Source organism: Amycolatopsis sp. NPDC004772, assembly GCF_053601215.1.
The window spans coordinates 1-23,195 of record NZ_JBSGBK010000118.1 but is presented as its reverse complement, the minus strand read 5'-3'; the positions used below and the strand labels follow the sequence as shown (position 1 = coordinate 23,195).

The 23,195-nt window shown below is 71.3% G+C and carries 23 protein-coding genes and 1 pseudogene; 19 read left to right on the top strand and 5 right to left on the bottom strand.

Annotated elements, in window-relative coordinates; translation table 11 throughout:
- Positions 1-88 precede the first annotated feature (88 nt).
- The 5 genes from ACWEF6_RS39480 to ACWEF6_RS39460 all read left to right on the top strand — a co-directional run bounded on the left by ACWEF6_RS39480 (position 89) and on the right by ACWEF6_RS39460 (position 4,014).
- A complete protein-coding gene (locus ACWEF6_RS39480) occupies positions 89-1,114 on the top strand; it encodes a trans-sulfuration enzyme family protein (RefSeq protein WP_449687635.1) in 1,026 nt (341 codons plus the stop codon).
- Between the two features lie 61 nt (positions 1,115-1,175).
- Entirely contained in the window at positions 1,176-1,958 is a 783-nt protein-coding gene (locus tag ACWEF6_RS39475; protein ID WP_449687633.1) for a hypothetical protein, read from the top strand.
- Positions 1,955-2,536, top strand: coding sequence for a class F sortase (locus ACWEF6_RS39470; protein WP_449687632.1), 582 nt, complete (start codon positions 1,955-1,957; stop codon positions 2,534-2,536). Before ACWEF6_RS39475 ends, ACWEF6_RS39470 begins: the two co-directional genes overlap by 4 nt.
- A 205-nt stretch (positions 2,537-2,741) precedes the next feature.
- Complete coding sequence (locus ACWEF6_RS39465) at positions 2,742-3,407, top strand: hypothetical protein (protein ID WP_449687631.1); 666 nt, start codon at positions 2,742-2,744, stop codon at positions 3,405-3,407.
- 4 nt (positions 3,408-3,411) lie between these two features.
- Complete coding sequence (locus ACWEF6_RS39460) at positions 3,412-4,014, top strand: class F sortase (RefSeq protein WP_449687630.1); 603 nt, start codon at positions 3,412-3,414, stop codon at positions 4,012-4,014.
- On the opposite strand, the gene ACWEF6_RS39455 is transcribed toward ACWEF6_RS39460, so the two are convergent.
- Both ACWEF6_RS39455 and ACWEF6_RS39450 read right to left on the bottom strand, forming a co-directional pair.
- Positions 4,000-5,040 (bottom strand): patatin-like phospholipase family protein, encoded by a 1,041-nt coding sequence (locus ACWEF6_RS39455; protein WP_449687629.1) that lies wholly within the window; start codon positions 5,038-5,040, stop codon positions 4,000-4,002. The two genes, ACWEF6_RS39460 and ACWEF6_RS39455, sit on opposite strands and share 15 nt — an antisense overlap.
- Before the next feature lie 10 nt (positions 5,041-5,050).
- A complete protein-coding gene (locus ACWEF6_RS39450) occupies positions 5,051-5,797 on the bottom strand; it encodes a FadR/GntR family transcriptional regulator (protein ID WP_449687628.1) in 747 nt (248 codons plus the stop codon).
- A 66-nt stretch (positions 5,798-5,863) separates the two neighbouring features.
- Here ACWEF6_RS39450 and ACWEF6_RS39445 point away from each other — a divergent pair, with 66 nt between their 5' ends.
- From ACWEF6_RS39445 to ACWEF6_RS39400, 10 genes and pseudogenes are all read left to right on the top strand, one after another.
- Positions 5,864-7,354, top strand: a complete 1,491-nt coding sequence (locus tag ACWEF6_RS39445) for an ABC transporter substrate-binding protein (RefSeq protein ID WP_449687627.1) — start codon at positions 5,864-5,866, stop codon at positions 7,352-7,354.
- Positions 7,351-8,295 (top strand): ABC transporter permease, encoded by a 945-nt coding sequence (locus ACWEF6_RS39440; RefSeq protein ID WP_449687626.1) that lies wholly within the window; start codon positions 7,351-7,353, stop codon positions 8,293-8,295. Before ACWEF6_RS39445 ends, ACWEF6_RS39440 begins: the two co-directional genes overlap by 4 nt.
- Entirely contained in the window at positions 8,295-9,101 is an 807-nt protein-coding gene (locus tag ACWEF6_RS39435) for an ABC transporter permease (protein WP_310968285.1), read from the top strand. Before ACWEF6_RS39440 ends, ACWEF6_RS39435 begins: the two co-directional genes overlap by 1 nt.
- The gene (locus tag ACWEF6_RS39430; protein WP_449687625.1) at positions 9,098-9,829 is read left to right on the top strand and encodes an ATP-binding cassette domain-containing protein; all 732 of its coding nucleotides are present in this window, start codon (positions 9,098-9,100) and stop codon (positions 9,827-9,829) included. Before ACWEF6_RS39435 ends, ACWEF6_RS39430 begins: the two co-directional genes overlap by 4 nt.
- A complete protein-coding gene (locus ACWEF6_RS39425) occupies positions 9,826-10,599 on the top strand; it encodes an ABC transporter ATP-binding protein (protein ID WP_449687624.1) in 774 nt (257 codons plus the stop codon). Before ACWEF6_RS39430 ends, ACWEF6_RS39425 begins: the two co-directional genes overlap by 4 nt.
- Positions 10,592-12,004: an aldehyde dehydrogenase family protein gene (locus ACWEF6_RS39420; RefSeq protein ID WP_449687623.1), complete on the top strand. Its 1,413-nt coding sequence runs from the start codon at positions 10,592-10,594 to the stop codon at positions 12,002-12,004. Before ACWEF6_RS39425 ends, ACWEF6_RS39420 begins: the two co-directional genes overlap by 8 nt.
- Positions 12,001-12,756 carry an SDR family NAD(P)-dependent oxidoreductase gene (locus ACWEF6_RS39415; RefSeq protein ID WP_449687622.1) on the top strand — a complete coding sequence of 252 codons (756 nt, stop codon included), beginning with the start codon at positions 12,001-12,003 and terminating at the stop codon, positions 12,754-12,756. The genes ACWEF6_RS39420 and ACWEF6_RS39415 overlap by 4 nt, the downstream gene beginning before the upstream one ends.
- Positions 12,757-12,765: 9 nt before the next feature.
- Positions 12,766-14,151, top strand: coding sequence for an amidase (locus ACWEF6_RS39410; protein WP_449687621.1), 1,386 nt, complete (start codon positions 12,766-12,768; stop codon positions 14,149-14,151).
- Positions 14,152-14,364: 213 nt separating this feature from the next.
- Positions 14,365-14,751 (top strand): annotated as a pseudogene (locus tag ACWEF6_RS39405) (RNA polymerase sigma factor); the annotation flags it as partial.
- Complete coding sequence (locus ACWEF6_RS39400; RefSeq protein ID WP_449687620.1) at positions 14,744-15,625, top strand: CU044_5270 family protein; 882 nt, start codon at positions 14,744-14,746, stop codon at positions 15,623-15,625. The pseudogene ACWEF6_RS39405 and the gene ACWEF6_RS39400, both read left to right, overlap by 8 nt.
- A 15-nt stretch (positions 15,626-15,640) precedes the next feature.
- Here ACWEF6_RS39400 and ACWEF6_RS39395 read toward each other — a convergent pair whose 3' ends face one another.
- Both ACWEF6_RS39395 and ACWEF6_RS39390 read right to left on the bottom strand, forming a co-directional pair.
- A complete protein-coding gene (locus ACWEF6_RS39395) occupies positions 15,641-16,492 on the bottom strand; it encodes an HpcH/HpaI aldolase/citrate lyase family protein (protein ID WP_449687619.1) in 852 nt (283 codons plus the stop codon).
- Complete coding sequence (locus ACWEF6_RS39390) at positions 16,489-17,559, bottom strand: HpcH/HpaI aldolase/citrate lyase family protein (protein WP_449687618.1); 1,071 nt, start codon at positions 17,557-17,559, stop codon at positions 16,489-16,491. Before ACWEF6_RS39390 ends, ACWEF6_RS39395 begins: the two co-directional genes overlap by 4 nt.
- A gap of 422 nt (positions 17,560-17,981) precedes the next feature.
- Here ACWEF6_RS39390 and ACWEF6_RS39385 point away from each other — a divergent pair, with 422 nt between their 5' ends.
- From ACWEF6_RS39385 to ACWEF6_RS39375, 3 genes are read left to right on the top strand one after another with little or no spacing between them, the layout of a single operon-like run.
- A complete protein-coding gene (locus ACWEF6_RS39385) occupies positions 17,982-18,632 on the top strand; it encodes a hypothetical protein (RefSeq protein ID WP_310968275.1) in 651 nt (216 codons plus the stop codon).
- A 10-nt stretch (positions 18,633-18,642) separates the two neighbouring features.
- Positions 18,643-19,293 carry an SDR family oxidoreductase gene (locus ACWEF6_RS39380; RefSeq protein ID WP_449687617.1) on the top strand — a complete coding sequence of 217 codons (651 nt, stop codon included), beginning with the start codon at positions 18,643-18,645 and terminating at the stop codon, positions 19,291-19,293.
- Positions 19,290-20,240, top strand: coding sequence for a ribose-phosphate diphosphokinase (locus tag ACWEF6_RS39375; protein ID WP_449687616.1), 951 nt, complete (start codon positions 19,290-19,292; stop codon positions 20,238-20,240). Before ACWEF6_RS39380 ends, ACWEF6_RS39375 begins: the two co-directional genes overlap by 4 nt.
- A gap of 6 nt (positions 20,241-20,246) precedes the next feature.
- Here ACWEF6_RS39375 and ACWEF6_RS39370 read toward each other — a convergent pair whose 3' ends face one another.
- A complete protein-coding gene (locus tag ACWEF6_RS39370) occupies positions 20,247-21,431 on the bottom strand; it encodes an amino acid deaminase/aldolase (RefSeq protein WP_310968272.1) in 1,185 nt (394 codons plus the stop codon).
- Between the two features lie 86 nt (positions 21,432-21,517).
- On the opposite strand from ACWEF6_RS39370, the gene ACWEF6_RS39365 reads away from it, so the two are divergent.
- Positions 21,518-22,816: a D-arabinono-1,4-lactone oxidase gene (locus tag ACWEF6_RS39365; RefSeq protein ID WP_449687615.1), complete on the top strand. Its 1,299-nt coding sequence runs from the start codon at positions 21,518-21,520 to the stop codon at positions 22,814-22,816.
- Positions 22,817-23,195 lie beyond the last annotated feature (379 nt).

Sequence of the window (23,195 nt, the reverse complement as noted above, 5' to 3'; positions counted from 1 at the left end):
GTCCGCGGTCTGCGCGTCCGGGACGCTGTAGCGGACGCCCCGGTCGGAGATCAGCTGGATCGCGCCCTTGCCGAAGCTGGCCTTGCCGGTGGCGGCCAAGGCCATCGCCGCCGGCCGGCCGCACGGTCCCGGTGAGCCGCTGAACACCCCGCTCGTTGCCACCAGCACGTACCAGGCCGGTGGCGACTTCGCGTACGCCCGCGGGGACGGGACGCCGACCTGGCACGCGCTCGAGGAAGCCGTCGGAGCGCTGGAAGGCGGCCACGCGACGGCCTTCGCGTCCGGCGTCGCCACCCTGTCCGCGGTGCTGGACCTGCTGCCGGTCGGGTCGCGGGTGGTGGTCCCGACGTTCAGCTACGCCGTCACGCGCGGCGTGCTGGCCCACGCGCAGAAGCTCGGCAAGCTCGCCGTCACCGAGCTGGAGCCGGCCGACACCGCGGCCTGGGTGGCCGAGGCCGCGACGTCGGACCTGGTCTGGCTGGAGTCGCCGACCAACCCGACCCTCGACGTGATGGCCATCGAGCCGATCGCCGCCGCCGCGCGCGGCCGGGTCGTCGTCGACAACACCTTCGCCACGCCGTTGCAGCAGCGGCCCCTGGAGCTGGGCGCGGACGTCGTCGTGCACAGCGCGACCAAGCTCATCGGCGGGCACAGCGACCTGCTGCTCGGCATCACCGTCGCCAAGGACCCGGCCGTGGCCGAGGAGCTGAAGGGTGCGCGGACGCGGGTCGGGTCGACGCCGGGCGCCCTCGAAGCCTGGCTCGCGCTGCGGGGGCTGCGGACCATGCCCGTCCGGCTCGCGGAGCAGTCCCGCACCGCCGCCCTGCTGGCCGAGCGGCTCGGCGGGCACCCCGCGGTCCGGCGGGTGCGCTACCCGGGCTTCGGCATGATGGTCGCCTTCGAGCTCGCCGACGCCGAGACGGCGGACCGCTTCTGCGCGTCGGTCCGGCTGATCCGGTCGGCGACCAGCCTCGGCGGCGTCGAGAGCCTGGTCGAGCGGCGGGCCTGGCTGGCGGGCGAGGAGCGCGTCCCGCCCGGGCTGATCCGGTTCAGCGTCGGCCTGGAAGATCCCGACGACCTTTGGGACGACTTGGTGATCGCCCTACCGGAGTAACGCGCGCCGCCGAATCGTCGATAGTCGCGACATCGCAGGTCAACGCGTTGGGAGTGGCATCGTGGGCAGAACGCTGAGCAGGGTGGCCGGGGTTGTTTTCGCGGGTGCGCTCGCCACCTTCGCCGCCGCGCCCGCCGCGCTGGCGGACACGGAAACCAGCACGTCACCCACGGAAACCACGACGTCCACTTCGGAGTCGCCGACGTCGAGCAGCCCGACGAGCACGACGGCGCCGTCGACCACTCCGGCCACCTCGACACCGGCAGCCCCGTCGTCGGCGCCGAGCACGCACGGTGACGTCAAGACCACCGAAAAGCGGATTGCGCCCAAGGCGGAGCCCGAGGTCAAGGGCGACACCCAGGAGCTCCCGCCGAAGGACGACTACCAGGACAACGTCGGGCACGGCTTCGTCGGTCTCGGCGGCGAGGGCGTCCTGGTCATCGCCTGCGCGGCCGGGAAGCCGGGCGAAATCGCCACCCAGTACCTGAGCGTCACCGGCGGCCCCGACCAGGACGAGGCCGACGGCCGCCTGTGGAACTACTCGGTGCGCGTCGTCGACGCCCCGGCCGGCACGACCACCGCCAAGTTCAGCTGGACCTGCGGCGGGGTCGAGGGCAACGGCGTCGTGGAGTTCGAGCAGGAACAGCCGCCGACCTCGACCGTGACCGCGACGGCCACGAGCACCGTCACGAGCACGGTCACGTCCACCGCCCCGGCCTTGAGCACCGCGCCGGTCACCACCGCGACCAGCTCCGCGTCCGCCGGCAACGCCGCTCCGAAGGCCCAGGTCAAGGTCGCGCCCAAGGGCGGGGTCGAGACCGGCTTCGGCGGCACGGCCCGGTGACGGTCCGCCGGGCGGGCGTCGCGCTCGCCCTGGTGCTGGCCCTGGCCGGGTGCGGCACCGCCGAGCCGCCGAAAGCCGCGCCACCCGCCCCGGTTCCGTCGTCGGTGCCGGTGTCCGTGCCGTTCAAGGGACTGCGCCCGACCTCGGTGAAGATCCCGAAGATCGGCGCGGAGTCCAGCCTGCTGGCGGTCGCCGTGAAGCCGGACGGTTCGATTTCCGTGCCGTCGGTGCACACGCCGATGCAGGCCGCCTGGTACAAATTCTCGCCGGTGCCCGGCGACGTCGGCCCGGCGATCGTGCTCGGGCACGTCGACGGCGACAAGAAACCGGGTATCTTCTTCAAGCTGAAGGAGCTCGTGCCCGGTGACGAGGTGGACGTCGACCGCAGCGACGGGAAGAAGCTGAAGTTCGTCGTCGACCGCGTCACCCAGGTCCCGAAGGAAACGTTCCCGCGCGAAGCCGTCTACGGGAACAGCAGCGCACCGGAACTGAGGCTCATCACCTGCGGTGGGGCGTTCGACCACGCCGAACACAGCTACAAGGACAACATCGTCGTCTACGCGAAGCTCGCGGACTGAAAGCGCTGCCGGGGTCACTGTCCGATGTGGATTCCGCTGGGCCCGAACGTTACCGGTTTCCGCAGTGGTCTTCTTCACGCGGAAATGGTTTCCGGTACATACCAGTAATGGGGCAGGATGTCCGAGTCGCCTGATCTTGTGCTTCGGAGCACCGGGCGGCTCGCGTAGTGGGGGTCATTGCGCGTTTCCTTCCCTGGGAGTCACCTTGAAGAAGACCCTGGGCCGTCTCGCGGGCGCTGTGCTCGCGGGGGCCCTGCTCACGCTCACCGTTTCGCCGGCCGCGCTCGCGCAGGAAGCTCCGGTCGTCTCGACGACCGAAGCCGCGCCCACGACCACCACCGGGGCGCCCACGACGACGGAGGCGCCCCCGAGCACCTCGTCCTCGCAGCCCACCACGCAGCCGACTTCGTCGCAGCCGACGTCCGAGCCGACGTCGACCGGCACCGGCACGCCGACCTCGGGCAAGCCGACCCGGCCGACCACGCCGACCACCGAGCCGACCGATCCGTTCCCGCACGGTGACGACTACATCGACGACGTCGCGTACGCGTGGGAGTTCGACGGCGGCGTCGGCATCCTGGTCATCGCCTGCGCGAAGGGCGAGCCGCGCAACGTCAAGGCCAACGACTTCACCGTGGCCGCCGGCCCGTACCAGGACGAGGCCGACGGCCGCTACTGGGGCTTCGACATCCAGCTCAACGAGGGCAAGCACCTGACCGACGACACCGAGGTCTCCTGGGTCTGCGAAGGCAAGCCGGTCACCCGCCCGGTCGGCCACGGCGGTGGCTCGGCCACCGTCGGCGGCCAGGTCAAGGTGACCCCGAAGGCCGGCGGTGTCGAGACCGGCGGCGGCGCGACGGCCCGGTCCTGACCGCATGACCAAGCAGTTCCGCCGCGGCGGCCGCGTGCTCGCGGCCGCACTGGCGCTGTCCTTCGCCCTGGCCGCCTGCGGGACCCCGGACCCGCAGGCGGCGCCGCCGGCGTCGTCCGCACCGTCCTCGCCGCCGGTGACCAAGCCGTTCGCCGGCCTGCGCCCGACGCAGCTGAACATCCCGAAGATCGGCGCGCAGTCGTCACTGGTCTCGGTGCTGCCGAAGGCCGACGGCGGGATCTCCGTCCCGTCGGTGCACACGCCGATGCAGGCGGCCTGGTACAAGATGTCGCCGGTGCCCGGCGAGACCGGTCCGGCGGTCCTGCTCGGCCACGTGGACGGCGACAAGAAGCCCGGCATCTTCTTCAAGCTGAAGGAGCTCGCGCCGGGTGACGAGGTGGACGTCGACCGCAGCGACGGCAAGAAGGTGAAGTTCGTCGTCGAGCGCGTGGAGCAGGTGCCGAAGGAGACGTTCCCGCGGGACGCGGTCTACGGCAACAGCGACAAGCCGCAGCTGCGGCTGATCACCTGTGGTGGCGCCTTCGACCACGCCGAGCACAGTTACAAGGACAACGTCATCGTGTACGCGAAGCTAGCCGACGCCTGAGCCCGGGTACGGGAACTCCGGCTTCCATTCGGTGCCCGGGCAGACCCAGCGGCGCATACCCGCGTCGCAGACGGCGTATCCCCAGTTGATCAGGTTGTCCTGCAGCTTCTCGGGCAACCTGGTCAGCCGGGTCTTCGTCTCGGCGAGCCGCCGGGTCTGCTCGACCGGGGCCGGCAGCGCGTCCGGCAGTTCGAAGTTTTCGATGTCGCTGTAGGTCGCCCAGTACGTCCCGGCGTACGTCTTGTCCTCGTAGGACTTCAGCAGCGAGCCGGTGCGCAGCTCGCGGACCTGGTTGTCCATCACGGTCAGCACGCGCAGCAGCTGCATCGGCCAGTTGTGCGCGGGCTCGGCCTCGTGCTTCATCTTCTTCCCGGCGTCGCTGACCAGGACGGTCGCCCGCTGGTTCTCGATCGGGTCGAGACCGAGGTTGTCGTACACGCCCGCGTCGCTCAGCACGATCTTGCGGTCCGGCTTGGCCGGATCCGGGATCACCACCGGCGAGAGCAGCGGCGGGAACGCCGAGGACGCGGCGACCGCGGTGGCGAGCGGGACCTGCCCGTGCGGGCCCGGCTGCCGGAAGAACCACCACAGCGAGCCGTCCTGCAGGCTGGTCGCGGTGAACACGAAGTTCGGCCCGGCCGGGTCGAGGTCCGCGAGGCGGCAGTCGCCGAAGAGGTGCTTCGCGTAGCGGCGCGCGAGTTCTTCGCCCGCGCTGCGCCACGGCATGACCATCGCCTTGAGCGTGACCGGGACGTCGAGGTGGGTGCGGGCCAGCTTCCGGATCGGCGCCACGACCTCCTTGCCGAAGTTCTCCGCGACGCCGTCGGCGCCGAACCACAGCCGGTTCCACGCGTGCGCCAGCACCCCCGCCGCGATCGAACCGCCGGAGACGCTGGAGACGGTGGTCAGCTTCGGCAGCCAGCCGAGCTCGTTGAGCCGCCAGAGCGCGCCGGCGTGGAAGAGCATTGCGCGGTAGCCGCCGCCCGAGAGCGCGAGGCCGACGCCGTCCCGTTTCGCCGAGTCCACGCGGCCGAGTCTATGACCGCAGCAATGGGGTGAGCAGAGGCCGTTGCCCGGCGGGGACGTATTCGGCGTAGTTGTCGTACAACGCCTGCTTCGCGAGGTGGGCCGCGCCGCCGCCGTCGGCCGCGCGGATCGCGTCGAGCACCTCGGCGTGGTGGGCGAGCCACGCGCGCATCAGCGACGTCCGGTTGCTGGCGTGCTCGAGCTTGTCCTCGATCAGTTCCAGCACCACCCCGCGCACGACTTCTTCGCTGACCACCAGCAGGGGATTGCGGGAGATGCGCGCGATCACCTCGTGGAATGCGACGTCGGCGCGGCTGAACTCGGCATAGCCGCGGGAGACGCCTTCGCGCATCGACTCCAGGGCCGCGTCGAGGCCGGTCAGGTCGTCCTCGGTGCGGAGCTCGGCGGCGAGCAGGTGCGCCGAGCCGTCGAGGATCATCCGGAACTGGAGCAGCTCGGCGAGCCCGACGTGGTCGGCGCGCGCGAGCCGGTGCATCGAGCGGTGGAGCGCGGCGGGCGAGGCGGCCAGCACCTCCGGGCCGCGCGGGTCCCCGGGCCGCGACCGGATCATCTCGGCCGCCTGCAGCACGCGCAGGGCTTCGCGAATCGTCGAGCGGCCGACGCCGAACTGCGTCATCAGCTCGCGCTCGCTCGGCAGGCGTTCCCCCGGCTTGAGCGCGCCGCTGACCACGGCCTGCTCGATCTGCTCGACGACCCGCTCGTACGCGCGGACCGGAGCCACCGGTTCGAACCGCATCCCTTGACCTCGCCGTCCGCTCGGTGCAGGCTACTGGTCAGACCAGTGTACTTATCTGGAGGCCGAATGAAAGCCCGGATTCCCGTGGTGGCAGCGGCGCTGCTGCTCGTGGTGTCCGGCTGCTCGGCCGGCTCGTCCGCGAGCGTTTCCGCAGGTCCGGACACGCTTTCCGTCGGCTTCACGGCGGAGCCGGCGAACTTCGACTTCACCCGCACCGACGGTGCCGCCATCCCGCAGGCCTTGCTCTACAACGTCTACGAGGGCCTGGTGAAGCTCGACGCCCAGGGCAAGGTCGTCCCGCTGCTCGCGAAGTCGTGGACGATCAGCCAGGACCGCAAGACCTACGACTTCCAGCTGCAGCAAGGCGTCAAGTTCAGCAACGGCGCCCCCTTCACGGCCGAGGACGTCAAGTTCTCCCTGCTGCGCGTGAAAACCGACTGGACGATCTCGATCAAGGCGACCATGGACGTCGTCGACCACGTCGACGTCGTGGCGCCGGACCACGCGCGGGTCGTGCTGTCGAAGCCGTCCAACGGCTGGCTGTTCAGCCTCACCAGCCGGCTCGGCGCGATGTTCAGCCCGACCGGCGTCGCCGACCTGGCGAACAAGCCGGTCGGCACCGGGCCGTACGTCGTGTCGGCTCGCAAGCGCGGCGACTCGGTGGTGCTGAAGGCGAACCCGGCCTACTGGGGCCGGAAACCGGCGTACTCGACGGTGGTCCTCAAGTACATCAAGGACCCGACCGCGCTGAACAACGCGTTGTTCAGCAACGGCATCGACGTCATCTCCGCGATCACCGCGCCCGACTCGATCCCGCAGTTCCAGGCCGACGACCGGTTCCAGGTCGTCCAGGGCACGACGAACTCCGAGGTCACCCTCGCCATGAACAACGCGCGGCCGCCGCTGAACGACGTCCGCGTGCGCCAGGCCCTGACCTACGCGATCGACCGGAAGGCGTTGCTGGACACGGCGTGGGCCGGCCGCGGCACGCTGATCGGCAGCATGGTCCCGCCGACCGACCCGTGGTACGAGGACCTGTCGAACGCCTACCGCTTCGATCCCGCGCGGGCCAAGGCGTTGCTGTCCGAAGCCGGCGTGACGAACTTGAGCCTGCGGCTGCGGATCCCGAACCTGCCGTACGCGGTGTCGGCCGCGCAGGTCGTCCAGTCGCAGCTCGCCGACGTCGGGGTCCGGACCACGATCGAGCCGCTCGACTTCCCGGCGGTGTGGCTCAAGCAGGTGTTCACCGACCACGACTACGACCTGTCGATCATCCAGCACGTCGAAGCCAGGGACATCACGACGTTCGGGAAGCCGAAGTACTACTGGGGCTACGACAGCAAGCGCGTCCAGCAGCTGCTCGCCGAAGCCGACAGCGGGACGCCGGAGCAGCAGGTCGCGGACATGAAGCAGGTGGCGCGGCAGCTGAACACCGACGCGGCCGCGGACTGGCTGTTCCTGTTCCCCAACGTGATCGTCGCGAAGGCCAAGGTCGGCGGGTTCGTCCGGAACCAGGTCAGCGAGTCGTTCGACCTCACCGGGCTGGCGCCGCGATGACGGCCAGGGTGCTGCGCCGGGTGGCGATCTTCGTGGTCAGCGTGCTGGCCGCGTCCATCGTCGTGTTCCTCTTCATGGCCGTGCTGCCGGGTGACCCGGCACAGGTCGCGCTCGGCGTCAACGCGACGCCGGAGCTGCTGGCCAAGACGCGCACGGAGTTCGGCATCGACCGCCCGCTGGTCACGCAATACGTCGACTGGATCGGCGGCGTCCTCCACGGCGACTTCGGCCGCTCGTACGTCACGCGCGACGCGATCGGCCCGCAGCTGCTCGACCGCCTCGGCGTCACGCTCTGGCTGGTCGGCGCGGGCATGCTGGTGGCGCTGGTGATCGCCGTGCCGGCCGGGACGTTCGCCGCGGTGAAGCACCGGAAGGCGTCGGGGGCGAGCGTCTCGGGGCTGTCGCAGATCGGCGTCGCGATCCCCGCATTCCTGGCCGGGATCATCCTCGTGCAGATCTTCGCCGTGCAGCTGCGCTGGCTGCCTTCCGGTGGGTGGACACCGCCGAACCAGGACTTCGGCGAGTTCTTCCGCGGGCTGATCCTCCCGGCGTTGTCGCTCGGCCTGGTGCAGGGCGCGGTGTTGACGCGCTACGTGCGTTCCGCCGTCCTCGACACGCTCGGCCAGGACTACCTGCGCACCGCGCGGTCCAAAGGTCTCCGCCCGGGGCAGGCGTTGGTGCGCCACGGCTTGCGCAACGCGTCGGTGCCCGTGGTCACCGTGCTGGGCCTGCAGCTGGCGACGCTGCTGATCGGCGCGGTCGTCGTCGAGCGAGTGTTCGTGCTGCCCGGCCTCGGTTCGATGCTGCTGGATGCCGTCTCCGCGCGTGACCTGCTGACCGTGCAGGGGATCGTGCTGGTCCTGGTGGCCGGTGTGCTGCTGGTCAACTTCGTCGTCGACGTCCTCTACACCGTGCTCGACCCCCGATTGCGAGGTTCGTGATGCGCAATCTGGTGCTGGGCGGGGTGCTCGTCGGCCTGGTCGTGCTGGCCGCGCTGCTGTCGTTCGCGTGGACGCCGTTCGACCCGGTGAAGGTCGACGCGGCCCACCGGCTGCTCGGCTTCACCGGCTCGCACTGGTTCGGCACCGACAAGTTCGGCCGCGACCTGCTCAGCCAGCTCATGGTCGGCGCCCGCACGACGTTGTACGTCGGAGTCGTCGCGGTCGGCATCGCCGCGGTGATCGGGACGCCGCTGGGCATCCTGGCCGGGATGTCGCCGCGGTGGCTCGGCGAGTTCGTCATGCGCGTCAACGACCTCGTGCTCGCGTTCCCCGCGCTGCTGCTGGCCATCATGTTCGGCGCGGTGTTCGGGGCGGACACGCTGACCGCGATGGTCGCCATCGGCATCGCGACCATCCCGTCGTTCGCGCGGATCGCCCGGTCCGGGACGCTGCAGGTGATGAGCACCGAGTTCGTGCTGGCGGCCCGCGCGGGCGGCCGGTCGCGGCTGAACATCGCCGTGCGGCACGTGCTGCCGAACATCTCCGGCCTGCTGATCGTGCAGGCGTCGGTGTCGTTCGCGATCGCCGTCCTCGCCGAAGCGGCCCTGTCGTTCCTCGGCTTCGGCACCCGGCCGCCGACCCCGTCGTGGGGGCGGATGCTGCAGGAGTCCCAGGAACTGCTGACCGTGCAGCCGCGGCTGGCGCTGGTGCCGGGCATCGCGATCGCCGTCGCCGTGCTCGGCTTCAACCTCCTCGGCGACGGCCTGCGCGACCGCCTGGACCCCCGATTGGCGGCCCGCGTATGACGCTCTCGGTGCGTGGCCTCGGCGTTTCTTCTCTCATCCGGGACGTCTCCTTCGACATCGGCGCCGGCGAGCGCGTCGGCCTGATCGGGGAGTCCGGCTCCGGGAAGTCGCTGACGGCGTTGTCGATCATGGGCCTGCTGCCCGAGGAGCTGCCCGCGTCCGGTTCGGTGACCCTGAACGGCCGTGAACTGCTCGGGATGTCCGAAAAGGACTTGTCCCGGTTGCGCGGCGACGAGCTGGCCATGGTGTTCCAGGAGCCGATGACGGCGTTGAACCCGGCCATGCGCGTCGGCCGCCAGGTCACCGAGCCCGGCCGGATCCACGGCCGCCGGCACCGCGCCGAGGACCTCCTCGACGCGGTGGGCCTGCCGGACACCGCCCGCGCGTACCCGCACCAGCTCTCCGGCGGCCAGCGCCAGCGGGTCGTGCTCGCGATGGCCCTGGCCAACGAGCCGTCGCTGCTGATCTGCGACGAGCCGACGACCGCCCTCGACGTCACCGTGCAGGCCCAGATCCTTTCGCTCATCAAGACGTCACTGCCCGCCGAGAGCGCGTTGCTGTTCATCACGCACGACCTCGCTGTCGTGGCCTCGGTGTGCGAGCGCGTACTGGTGATGCTGGACGGCGAGATCGTCGAAGCGGGCTCGACACGCGAAGTGCTGACATCGCCTTCGCACGCCTACACGCGGAAGCTCCTGGAGGCTTCGGACCTGGAGGCGCGCCGATGAGCACCATCGAAGTCCGCGACCTCGAACGCCACTACGCCCGGCGGAACGTGCACGCCTTGCGTGGTGTCAGCTTCGACGTCGAGGCCGGGCAGCGGTTCGGCATCGTCGGCGAGTCCGGTTCCGGCAAGTCGACGCTGGTCCGGCTGCTGGCGGCGCTCGACAAGCCGACCGCCGGCACGGTGGCGTTCCACGGCCGGCGGATCGACCACCTGCCGGAACGCCGCCTCGGCTTCCTGCGCTCGGAACTGCAGATCGTCTTCCAGGACCCGATGGGCTCGCTCGACCCGCGGATGCGGGTCCTCGACATCGTTTCCGAGCCGCTCGGCCGCCGGGAGCCGGATCGCGTCGCCGAGCTGCTCGCCGCCGTCGGCCTGCCCGCGGACGCGGCCGGGCGCTACCCGCACCAGTTCTCCGGCGGCCAGCGGCAGCGGATCTCCATCGCCCGCGCGCTGGCGCCGAACCCGAGCGTGCTGATCGCCGACGAGCCGGTCAGCGCGCTCGACGTCTCCGTGCGCGGCCAGATTCTCGACCTGCTCGATGCGCTGGTCGAACAATTCGCGCTCACCCTGATCTTCGTGTCGCACGACCTCGGCGTCGTCCGGCACGTGTGCGACCGGGTCGCGGTGATGCGCCGCGGCGAGATCGTCGAGCTCGGCGACGTCGGCCAGGTCTACGACGCGCCCCAGCACGAATACACGCGGGAACTCCTCGAAGCCGCGCCGAACCTGCGCGCGGAACTCGCCCGGCTGCGCGGAGGTGACGATGCCTGAGTACCCCGATGGCCTGCCGATCGGCGACGGCTGGGTGTCCACTGTGGATACCGAAGAAATCGTTTTCCCCTACGACGGGAGCGTGGTCGGCACGGCGCCGGTCGGAACGCCTTCGCTGGCGCGCCGGGCCGTCGACGAGGCTGTCGCCGTCGCGCGCGAAGTGGCTTCGCTGCCTTCGCGGGTACGGCGGTGGCTGCTCAACGACGTCGCCGCGGCGATCCGGTCCCGCCGCGTGGAGTTCGAGGACCTGCTCGTGCTGGAGACCGGCAAGCCGCTGGTCGATTGCCGCGTCGAGGTCGAACGCACGATCGTCACCTGGGAGGCCGCCGCCGAGGAGGTCTCCCGGCTGCACGGTGAGACCGTGCCACTGGACCTCCTGCCGTCCGGGGATGGCCTGGTCGGGTTCTGGAAGCGCAAGCCGATCGGTGTCGTCGTCGGCATCGCGGGCTTCAACTACCCGCTGCTGCTGGCGTCCCACAAGATTGCGCCCTCGATCGCCGCGGGCTGCCCGGTGATCGTCAAGCCCGCGCCCCAGACACCGTTGGCCACGCTCCGGCTGGTCCACCTCGTGCGTTCGCTCGCGCCCGTGCCCGCCCTGGTCCAGCTGGTCACCGGCGATGCTTCGGTGGGGGCCGCGCTGACGACGGACCGCCGGATCGGCGCGGTCTCGTTCACCGGCTCGGCCGCGGTCGGTCACCGCATCGCCCGCGACGCGGCCCCGACGAAAACCCTGCTGGAGCTGGGTTCGAACGCGGCGCTCGTGGTGGCCGGAGACGCCGACCTCGACGCGGCTGTGGACGCCGTGCTGCGCGGCGGGTTCTACGCGTCCGGCCAGGCCTGCATCTCGGTGCAGCGCGTGCTGGTCGTCTCGTCGGTGGCCGCGGAGTTCACCGATCGCCTGCTGGCGCGGCTCGACGAGGTCGTCGTCGGCGATCCGCGGGACGAGAAGACGCGGGTGTCCGCACTGATCGACCCGGCCTCCACCGAGCGCGTCGCCGCGTGGATCGAAAAGGCCGGCGGCCGCCGGTTCGGCGGGGGTGTCGACGGCACGGTGCTGCGGCCGACCGTCCTCCTCGACGTCCCGGACGGCGTCGAAGCCTGGGACGAGGAGATCTTCGGCCCGGTCGTCTGCGTCCGCACGGTGTCCGATGTGGACGAAGCCTTCTCCGCGGTCAACGCGTCCCGCTACGGCCTCCACGCCAGCGTCTACAGCAAGTCCCTGCACACGGCGTTCCGCGCGCTCGACGAGCTGGAGGTCGGCGGGGTCGTCGTCAACGAAGTGCCCGGCTTCCGCTCGGACACGATGCCGTACGGCGGCGTGAAGGACTCCGGCATCGGCCGCGAGGGGCCGCGGTTCGCCGTCGAGGAACTGACCGTGACGAGGATGGCGGTGCTGCGCCCGTGAACTACTCGACGTTGTTCCGGCTCGACGGACGGCGGGCCGTCGTGCTCGGTGCGGGCGGCATCGGCCGCGAAGCCGCTCGCGCCTTGGCCGCGCACGGCGCCGACGTGGTCTGCGCGGACCGCGACCTCGAAGCCGCGCGCGAAGCGGGCGTCGGCGAGGCGTACGAACTCGACCTGCTCGAACCGGGCGCGCTGGACAAGGCCGCGTCCGACCTCGGGCCGCAGGACGTCGTCGTGCTGACCGCCGCGATGAACGTCCGCAAGCGGCTGCTCGACTACACGCGGGAGGAGTTCGACCGCGTCCTCGCGCTGAACCTCGGCGTGACGTTCGAGGTCGTGCGGGTCTTCGGCGCCGACATGGTCGCGCGCGGGCGGGGGAGCATCATCGGCTTCTCGTCGATCCGCGGCACGACCGTCGAGCCCGGCCAGGGCCCGTACGCGGCGACGAAAGCCGGGCTCGTCCAGCTGTTCCGCACGGCCGCCGCGGAGTTCGGCCCGGCCGGGGTCCGGGTGAACGCGATCGCCCCCGGCGTCGTCGAGACCCCGCTGACCGCCCAGATCAAGGCGAACCCCGCGTGGTACGACGCGTACGCGACGAAGGGGGCGCTGGGCCGCTGGGCGCGTCCGGAAGAGCTCGCCGGAGCCGTCGTGTACCTCGCTTCGGACGCTTCGTCGTTCGTGACCGGCTCAGTGCTGGCGGTGGACGGTGGCTGGACCGCCGTCGACGGCCGCTTCGACCCGCCTGCCTCGTGAGGAGCGCTCATGACCGAGCTGCCTGACCTGACCGCCGTCGAACTCGTCGCGCAGTACCGCGCGAAGACGCTCTCGCCGGTCGAGGTGACCGAAGCCGTTGTCGCGCGCATCGAAGCGCGAGAGCCGGAGCTGCACGCGTTGTACGCGTACGACCCTTCAGCAGCTCGTGAAGACGCGAAGGCGTCCGAAGCTCGCTGGGCGGCCGGCGAACCGCTGGGCCCGATCGACGGCGTCCCGCTCACCATCAAGGAGAACATCGCCACCCGCGGCACGCCGGTGCCGCTGGGCACGGCGGTCACGGACCTGGTGCCGGCCACCGACGACGCCCCGGTGGCGGCCCGGATCCGCGAGTCCGGCGGCGTCCTGCTGGCCAAGACGACCATGCCGGACTTCGGAATGCTGACGTCCGGGCTGTCGAGCTTCCACACCACGGCCCGCAACCCGTGGCAGCTCTCCGCAACGCCCGGCGGGTCCAGCGCGGGCGCCGGTGCCGCGGCCGCCGCCGGGTACGGCCCGCTGCACGTCGGCACGGACATCGGCGGCTCGATCCGGCTGCCCGCGGGCTGGTGCGGGCTGGCCGGGCTGAAGCCGAGCTTCGGCCGGGTGCCGGTCGTCCCGCCGTTCCTCGGCCGGGTCGCCGGCCCGATGACCCGCACGGTCGCCGACACGGCGTTGCTGATGAGCGTGCTCTCGCGCCCGGACGCGCGGGACCACCTGTGCCTGCCGCCGTCGGAGCTCGACTGGGCTTCGCTCGATCTTCCGCTGGCCGGCCTGCGCGTCGGCCTGCAGCTCGACGCCGGGGTCGGCCTCCCGGTGGACCCGGCGATCCGCGACGCCGTCACCGCGGCGGCCCGGGCCTTCGAAGCGGCGGGCGCGGTCGTCGAGCCGGTCGAGCCGTTCCTCACCCGCGGCATGCTCGAAGGCCTCGACGTCTTCTGGCGCACGCGGGCCTGGTCGGACCTGGTGAACCTGCCGCCGGAGCGCCGCGCGAAGGTCCTGCCGTACATCGCGGACTGGGCCGCGGGTGGCGCGGATGCCTCCGGGGTCGCCGTCTACCGCGGCTTCGCTCAGATCGACGTGATGAGCGTGGCGGCCCTGCGCGCAACCTCGGCGTTTGACGTCGTCCTGTCGCCGACCAGCCCGGTCGCGGCGCCGCCGGCGGAGTGGGCGTCCCCGACGAACGACCCGGCCCGGCCGTTCGAGCACATCGCGTTCACCGTGCCGTACAACATGTCCGGCCAGCCCGCGGCGTCGGTGAACTGCGGCTACACCGACGACGGCCGGCCGATCGGCCTCCAGCTCGCCGGCCGCCGCTTCGACGACCTGGGCGTCCTCCGCGCCGCGGCGGCGTACGAACGGCTCCGCCCGCCGCAGCGGCCCTGGCCGATCGGGTAGGGAAGGAGTTCCGGGCCTTCGGCGAAGAGGGGGTGAAGCTGTCGCCGACGGGAAGGAACCCTATGACAGAGGCAGCCCCATGACGGCGGCCTCGGTGCTCGGCACCGAGCAGTTCACCGAGGTGCACGACCGCTACTTCGCGGCCATCTACCGGTACGTCGCCGGGCGCCTCGGCCCCAGGCCGCGGAGGACGTCGCGGCCGAGACGTTCCTCGTCGCCTTCGACCGCCGGAAGACGTTCGACGCGAGCCGCGGCGACCCGCGCGCCTGGCTGTTCGGCATCGCGACGAACCTGGTCTCCCGGCACCGCCGCAAGGAGGCGCGCCACTACCGCGCCCTCTCGCGGCTCGACCCGCGTGAAGCCGCCGAAGGACACGAAAGCCGCGTTGTCGCTTCGGTGACGGTTGCGCGGCTGGGAAAGGCGTTGTCCCAGCTGTCGGCCGGGGAGCGCGATGTCCTGCTGCTCGTCGCGCTCGCCGACCTCGGCTACGCCGAAGTGGCCGAAGCACTCGGCATCTCCCCGGGCACGGTCGGCTCCCGGCTGACGCGCGCCCGCAAGAAGCCCACCCCCGCGCTCGCCCAGGAGGCGTCCGATGGATGACCTGCAGATCCTGCGGGACGCTCTGCGACCCGCCGAACCGGCCCAGGAGGCCGCCGACCGGAGCCGCCACCGGCTGCGGAACCACATGCTGGCGGCACCCGCACGTCGCCGGGTCCGCCCGCTGGTGATCGGGGCGGGGCTGGTAGCCGCCGCGGCCGCGGCCGCCGTCGTGGTGGCGACCCTGCCCGGCGCCCCGGATCCGGCGCCGGCGCCGCCTCCGCAGGCGGTCGCCCCGGTCGTCACCGGCACGGAAGTCCTGCTGGCGGCGGCCACGGTGGCCGAGAAGGCCCCGGACGCCACCGGCAAGTACTGGCACATCAAGACCGACTCGGGCAAGCAGTCCTACGAGTACTGGTACACCACCGACGGCCACCTGTGGTTCCGCGGCGGGAAGTCCGGTGGCCGGGTGGTGCCGCTGAAGCCGGTCTCCCCGCTGCAGCTGGCGGGCGGCGACGTCACGTTCGAGCAGCTCCGGACCCTGCCCACCGACCCGGCGGCGCTGCGGGACTGGCTCGTGAACGCGATCGCCCACAGCGGCGCCCGGACGAGCGCGGGCCCGCTCACCGCGGCGGACCGGGAACGGGAACTGCTGCTGTCGACGGTTTCGCTGGTCTCGACGTTGCCCGCGCCACCGGCCGTGCGAGCGGCCGCCTTCCGCCTGATCGCGGCGTACCCCGGCGTCAAGGACCTCGGCCCCGTCCCGGGCGGCCGCGGATTCCTGCTGCCGGGGGACTACCGCCTGGTGGTCGACCCCGCGACCGGCCGCATCAACCGGACGTCGATGTTCGTCTCCTCGGACGGCGCCATCAACGTGGTCGCCGATCCACAGGGCGCGCAGGTCCGTTCGGAGTGGACGGACTCGCTGCCGGAGTGAGCTGCGCCGAGGCCGTCAGTTCTTGACGGCCTCGGCGAGCGCCAGCACCCGCCGCGCGTTGTCGACGTGCAGGTTCTCGATCATCCGGCCGTCCACCGTCACCACGCCGCGGCCGTCCTTCTGCGCTTCCTCGAAGGCCTCGATGATCCGCCGCGAGCGGTCGATCTCCTCCTCGGACGGGGCGAAGATCCGGTTGCACGGCTCTACCTGCGCCGGGTGGATCAGCGTCTTGCCGTCGAACCCGTACTGCCGGCCCTGCTCGCACTCGGCTTCGAAACCGGGCAGGTCCTTCACGTCGTTGTAGACGCCGTCGAGGATGACCTTGCCGGTCGCGCGGGCGGCCAGCAGGCACAGCGAAAGCCCGCCCAGCAGCGGCCCCCGGCCGGGGACGAACTCCGCGTGCAGCTCCTTGGCCAGGTCGTTCGTGCCCATCACCAGCACGGTCAGCCGCTCGGAGGCCGCCGCGATCTCCTCGGCGTGCAGCATCGCGACCGGCGTCTCGACCATCGCCCAGATCTTCGTGTGGTCCGGCGCTCCGCCGAGTTCCAGGGCCCGCTCGATGTTGTGCACCTCGGCCGCCGAGTTCACCTTCGGCACGACCACCGCGGCCGGGCCGGCGGCCGCGGCCGCGCGCAGGTCGGCGTCGTGCCACTGGGTGTCCAGGCCGTTGACCCGGATCGTCACCTCGCGGTCGCCGTAGGAGCCCACCGCCGCGCAGACGCGGTCGCGCGCGGCTTCCTTGGCGTCGGGGGAGACGGCGTCCTCGAGGTCGAGGATCAGCGCGTCCGCCGGGATGGTCTTGGCCTTCTCCAGGGCCCGCTCGTTCGCGCCAGGCATGTAGAGGACAGAGCGCCGGGGCGTGGTCATCCGAGGGCCTCCTTGGTGGCCGCGTCGTAGGCCGCGGCGAGTTCGGGGTCGTCCGTCGCGAGGGCGTCCGCCAGTTCGGCGACCACGCGGCACTGCTTCACCGACGCGTCGTCCTGCATCTTCCCGTCGATCATCACCGCGCCCGTGCCGTCGCCCATCTCGGCGATCACCCGGCGCGCCCAGGCCACATCGGACGGCGACGGCGAGAACACCTTCTTCGCGATGTCGATCTGCACCGGGTGCAGGCTCCACGCGCCGACGCAGCCGAGCAGGAACGCGTTGCGGAACTGGTCCTCGCACGCGACGACGTCGCGGATGTCCCCGAACGGCCCGTAGTACGGCAGGATCCCGTGCATCGCGCAGGCGTCCACCATCCGCGCCACCGTGTAGTGCCAGAGGTCCTGCTGGTAGGTCGTGCGGCCCGCGGTCAGGTCATCGCCGGCCGGGTCGGTGCGCACGAGGTAACCCGGGTGCCCGCCGCCGACCCGGGTCGTCTTCATGCGCCGGCTCGCGGCCAGGTCGGCCGGGCCGAGCGAGATGCCCTGCATGCGCGGGCTCGCGCCGGCGATCTCCTCCACATTGGCCACGCCGCTCGCCGTCTCGAGGATGGCGTGCACCAGCAACGGCTTCGTCAGGTCCGCCCGCGCTTCCAGCTGGGCCAGCAGCCGGTCGACGTAGTGGATGTCCTGCGCGCCCTCGACCTTCGGCACCATGATGACGTCGAGCTTGTCGCCGATCTCGGTGACGAGGGTGATCAGGTCGTCGAGCACCCACGGCGAGTCCAGGCTGTTGACGCGCGTCCACAGCTGCGTCTTCCCGAAGTCGTGGGCCTTGGCGATCGCGACCAGCCCGGCGCGCGCGGCCTCCTTGCGGTCGGCGCGCACGGCGTCCTCGAGGTTCCCGAGCAGGACGTCGACCTTCTTCGCGATGTCCGGCACCTTCGCCGCCATCTTCTCGTTGCCGGGGTCGAAGAAGTGGATCATCCGGGACGGCGTCACCGGGATCTCCCGCACGGGGGCGGGCGCGCCCAGGGCGAGCGGGGCGAAGAAGTCCTTCGGGGAGCGCATCGGTCCTCCACGGCGGGCGGCAAGTGACTGGTCGGTAACTTTAGTCCCGCGCGCGCGGGACCGCTGCGGTGCAAGTCACCGCCGTGTGGGTGACGGCGGACAACCGCAGCTCAGCGACCCGCGTCCACTGTGGAGTTCGCCGTTGTTGCGCCATCCGGGCTAGTCGGATCGGGTTTGGCCGGTTCTGCCCCGGGTAATCGCCCGTTGCCGGACCGTAATGCCACTCACCTCGCGATCACTCGGTTGGCCGCACCGTTCGACCGAAGTCCGATGACCGCCTACCGACCGGTCATCGACCGCTGGGCGCCGCCGATCGCAGCCACTCGCACTACCCGGCGACGCCGCGCCGCCGCGCTGTTAGACAAGTGAGGTGCCGGTTTCCCCCGGTCACGAAGCGGTGCAGGTTAGAAGGAGGCGGACTCGTGGCGGCTACACCTCAGAACACCGAGCGCTCGACGGTCGCCGGTGGCGCGAAGCGCAGCCGGTCGATGCCGAGCCGCGTGGTGCCGCCGATCGAGCTCCCCGCGAGCGTCGACGAGCTCGCCCGCGCCGCCGCCGCCCAGCTCGGCTGGAACGGCGTCGTCCTCCCCGAGATCACGATCCTCGGCCGCAAGGTCTGCGTGGTCGCCAAGCTCCGCACCGACGTGCACGCCGAACGCATCGCGATGGGTGCCGGCCCGGTGGCCGACCGCGCCACCGTCGACACCTGGACCTGGCCGGAGCTGGCCGGAACCGCCCCCGCCCCGGCCGCCGAGATCGTCGGCGTCCTGGCCGTCGCGCGCCACTGGCGCACCGCGATGGCCTCCGCGGTTCCGTTCGCCCGCTACGGCGAGGCCGCGATGGTCCTCCCCTCCCCGGCGGTGCTGACCGAGGACTACGTCGGCAACTGCCTGCCGCGCGCCCGCGCGTACGGCCTCGCCGTCGTGACCGCCGACCCGAACGCGGTCGTCGACCTCGACCTCGAGGGTCGCACCGAGCGCGTCGTGCTCGCCGAGGACCCGGTCTCCCGCCTGGTCAACGAGCTGGTCTACGACCACCTGCTCCGCACCGCAGAGGCGCCCGCTTCGCACTAAGGTCGGCTCCATGCGAGTCGTCATTGCTGGTGGACACGGTCAGATCGCGCTGCGGCTCGAGCGGCTGCTCGCCGCGCGCGGTGACGAAGCGGTCGGCATTATCCGCAACCCCGCCCACGCGGCGGACCTCGAAGCCGCCGGCGCCCAGGCCGTCGTGCTCGACCTGGAGAACTCCGATGTGGACGCCGTCGCCGAGGTGCTGAAGGGCGCCGACGCCGCGGTCTTCTCCGCGGGCGCGGGCCCGGGCAGCGGCACCGCCCGCAAGGACACTGTGGACCGGGGCGCCGCGGCGCTGTTCGCCGAAGCGGCCGAGCGCGCGGGCGTCCGGCGGCACGTCCAGGTCGGGTCCATCGGGGCCGACAACCCGGAGAACCCCGACGTCACCGAGGAGTTCCGCCACTACCTGCGCGCCAAGCGCGCGGCGGAGGACGACCTCAAGGCGCGCGATCTGGACTGGACGATCCTCCGGCCCGGGTCGCTCACCGACGACCCCGGCACCGGCCTGGTCCTGCTGGCCGAGCGCACCGGCCGCGGCCCGATCCCGCGCGACGACGTCGCCGCGGTGCTCGTCGGCCTGCTCGAGACGCCGGCTTCGGTGCACCGCACCTTGACGCTGATCTCGGGTGAGGACGCCATCGGCGAGGCGATCGCGGCGCTGTGATCACCCAGGCATCGAGAGAAATCGCCGTCTTCAGCGGCAGCGCGCACCCCGAACTGGCCGAAGAGATCTGCGAGCACCTCGGCGTACCGCTGCGGCCGGTCGAGATCCAGCGGTTCGCCAACGACTGCCTCGAGGTGCAGCTCCAGTCCAACTGCCGCGAGCGGGACGTGTTCATCATCCAGCCGCTGGTCAAGCCGGTGCAGGAGCACCTGGTCGAACTGCTGCTGATGCTCGACGCGGCCCGCGGTGCCTCGGCGTCCCGGATCACCGCCGTGATCCCGCACTACTCGTACGCGCGCTCGGACAAGAAGGACGCACCCCGCATCTCCATCGGCGGCCGGCTGGTCGCCGACCTGCTGGTGACGGCCGGGGCGAGCCGCGTGCTCGCGATGACCCTGCACTCGCCGCAGGTCCACGGCTTTTTCAGCGTCCCGGTGGACCACCTGCACGCGCTGCAGGAGCTGGCCAAGCACTTCCGCCAGTACGACCTTTCGCGCGCCACCGTCGTCTCACCCGACCTGGGCAATGCAAAGGAGGCATCGCACTTCGCGCGCCTCCTCGGCGTCCAGGTCGCGGCCGGCGCGAAGGAGCGTTTCCCGGACGACCGCGTCCAGATCACCTCGGTGATCGGCGAGATCACCGGCCGCGACGTGATCGTGCTCGACGACGAGATCGCCAAGGGCAGCACGGTGCTCGAACTGCTGGACAGGCTGGCCGAACTGAAGCCGCGCTCGATCCGCGTGGCGTGCACGCACGGCCTGTTCGCGGCGAAGGCCATCGAGCGCATCGGCAGCCGGCCGGAGGTGCTGGAGATCGTCTGCACCAACACGGTCCCGGTGCCCGAGGAAGAGCGCACCGAGAAGCTGAAGATCCTCTCGATCGCCCCGGCGATGGCCGAAGCCATCCGCCGCATCCACAACGGCGAATCGGTGTCGGCGTTGTTCTAGCGCGGGTCAGCCGAAGTTCTGGTGCTCGCCCCGGTACGTCGGAACCGTCCGCTCCACCCGGTCGCCCAGCACCAGGTGGTAGTGGGTGAACCGCTCCGCCAGCTCGCCCGCCTTGGCGTGCCGCAGCCACACCCGGTCGCCCAGCTTCAGGGTCCGGGCGGCCCGGCCCGTCACCGGCGTCTGGACTTCGCCCGCGCCCTCGAAGCCGAGGAACTTCAAGCCCTTGGGCAGGTACGGCTTCGGCTGGCGGGACGGACCGGTCGGGCCCGAGGCGATGTACCCACCCGAAAACAGCGTCGCGATGTTGCGGGTCGGGCGCCGGACCACCGGCAAGGCGAACAACGCCGCCGGGCGGGGCTTGAAGCGGGTGTAGCCGTCGAACAACGTCGGTCCGATCAGGCCCGACCCCGCCGCGATCTCGGTGACCACCGCGTCCGCGCCCGTCGACTCGAGGCTGCCCGTTCCGCCTCCGTTGACGAACTCCAGGGGCGTCACCGCCTCGACCGCCCGGACCGCTTCACCGCGGCGGCGGGCCAGCTCGGCCGCCGACCGGCGCTGCATCCAGCCCACCACCGCCTGGTTCAGGCGCGGGCCGGCCGCGTCGCCGAGGCCCGCGATCTGGCCTTCGTACGCCATCACGCCCACCAGGCGGAAGCCCGGCCGGGTGACGATCTGCCGGGCGAACGTCGAAGCCTGCTTCGGCGTGAACACCGGCGATCGCCGCGTGCCGACGTGGACTCCGGGGAAGGGGCGCCAGGAGGCGTCCAGCTCCAGGCAGACGCGGATCTCGGGGTGGTTGTGGCCCAGGGCGGCGTCGACCAGGTCGAGGTGGGCCGGCGAATCCACCATGATCGCGATCGCCGCGCGGGCCTCGTCCGAGGCGGCCAGGCGGCGGAGGGCTTCGTGGTCGGCCGTCGGGTAGGCGACGACGATGTCATCGGTCGTGCCTTGCTCGACGTGCCAAACCGCTTCCGCCAGCGAGTAGCACATCAGGCCTTCGAAACCCGGCATCGTCAGCACCCGCTGCAGGAGCGCCCGGCACCGGACCGACTTGCTGACCACACGGATCGGCTTGCCCGCGGCGCGGCGGCGGAGGTCGGCGGCGTTCGCGTCGAAAGCCGCCAAGTCGACCACGGCCAAGGGTGGATCGAGGTCCTTGGTCGCCAAGTCGTACACCGTCGCACTGGTCACGAGGTCTAAAGTACGACACGAAGGCTTGAAACGCGAATACTATTCACTTACTGTTTCGGCCATTCACGGATGAAGGGTGTGCGCGCATGACCCGGTGGACCAACTGGGCGGGCACGGCGTCCGCCTCGCCGCAGCACGTTCACCAGCCGCGCACCACGGCGGAGATCGCGGCGACGGTCGAAAGCATCGCCGCGGCCGGCCGCACCGTGCGCCCGTGGGGCAGCGGGCACTCCTTCACCGCCATCGCCGCCGCCGACTCCGACGCGCTCGACCTGCGGCACTGGACCGGAGTGGAGAAGGTCGACGTCGAGACCGGGCACGTCACCGTCCGCTCGGGCACCACGCTCCGCGAGCTCAACGCGGCCCTCGACGCGCTCGGGCTCGCCATGACCAACCTCGGTGACATCGACGCACAAACCGTCGCCGGCGCGATTTCCACCGGCACCCACGGCACCGGCGCCAAGCTCGGCGGCCTCGCCACCCAGGTCGTCGCGCTCGAACTCGTCCTCGCGGATGGCTCGGTCGTGACCTGTTCGGCGGCCGAAAAGCCCGACCTCTTCGCCGCAGCCCGCGTCGGACTCGGCGCGCTCGGCGTGATCACCACGGTGACGCTGAAGTGCGAGCCGTCGTTCGTCCTGCGCGCGCAGGAACGGCCGGAGCCGCTGGAGCAGGTCCTCGAAGGCTTCCACGACTTCGCCGACGAGAACGAGCACTTCGAGTTCTACTGGTTCCCCTACGGCAACAACGCCCTGGTCAAGCGCAACAACCGGACCGAGACGGCGCGCCCGCTGAGCAAGGTCCGTGAGTTCGTCGACTACCGGATCATGGAGAACGTCGCGTTCGGCGGCCTCTGCCGGACCGGGCGGCTGATGCCGCGGCTCGTGCCGTCGCTCGGGAGCTTCGCCTCCAATGTGCTGAGTGCGCGCGAGTACAGCGACCTCTCGCACCGTGTGTTTGTCACCGCGCGCAACGTCCGCTTCACCGAAACGGAATACGCTGTTCCACGTGAATCAGTGCTCGACGTGCTCGCCGAACTACGGGCGGTAGTGCCGACCCTGAAGCACCCGGTGATGTTCCCGGTCGAGGTCCGCGTCGCCGCCGCCGACGACATCTGGCTGTCGACGGCCCAGGGCCGCGACTCCGCCTACATCGCCATCCACCAGTTCATCGGCATGCCGTACCGCGAGTACTTCAGCGCGTTCGAGAAGATCGCCGGCGCGGTCGGCGGCCGCCCCCACTGGGGCAAGATGCACGACCTCGACGCGGGGACCCTCCGCGCCCGCTACCCGCACTTCGACGACTTCCTGCGCGTCCGCAAGGAAACCGACCCGAGCGGCGTTTTCAGCAACACGTACTTGGACCGGGTACTCGGCCCGGCGGTGTAGCGGATACCTTCCCGCGCGCGCAGCAGTTGGCCCACCACCCCGAAGCCGCGATTGTCACTACGGCCGGTGGTACCGCGTCAAGGCGGGAAAGATGCCTTGACCCGGCACCACCGGCCGTGTTCGGGCTTCGGATCGGGGCGGCGGGGGAGGTCTGGGTGGCGGCGCCGGTTCGGGCGTCAGCGTGCCGTTCGGGCCGGTGATGCAGGGTGCTCCGCCTATGCCGGGGGCCTGTACATCGGGCGGCGGGCGCGCCGTTCGGGCCGATGAGACTGGCAGGGTGCTCCGGCTTTGCCAAAGGCGGAGCCTGTGCTCGGGCGGCCAGCGGGAGTCGCGAATGTTTCATTCGGGACCTCGGACGTCCCGAATGAAACATTCGCGA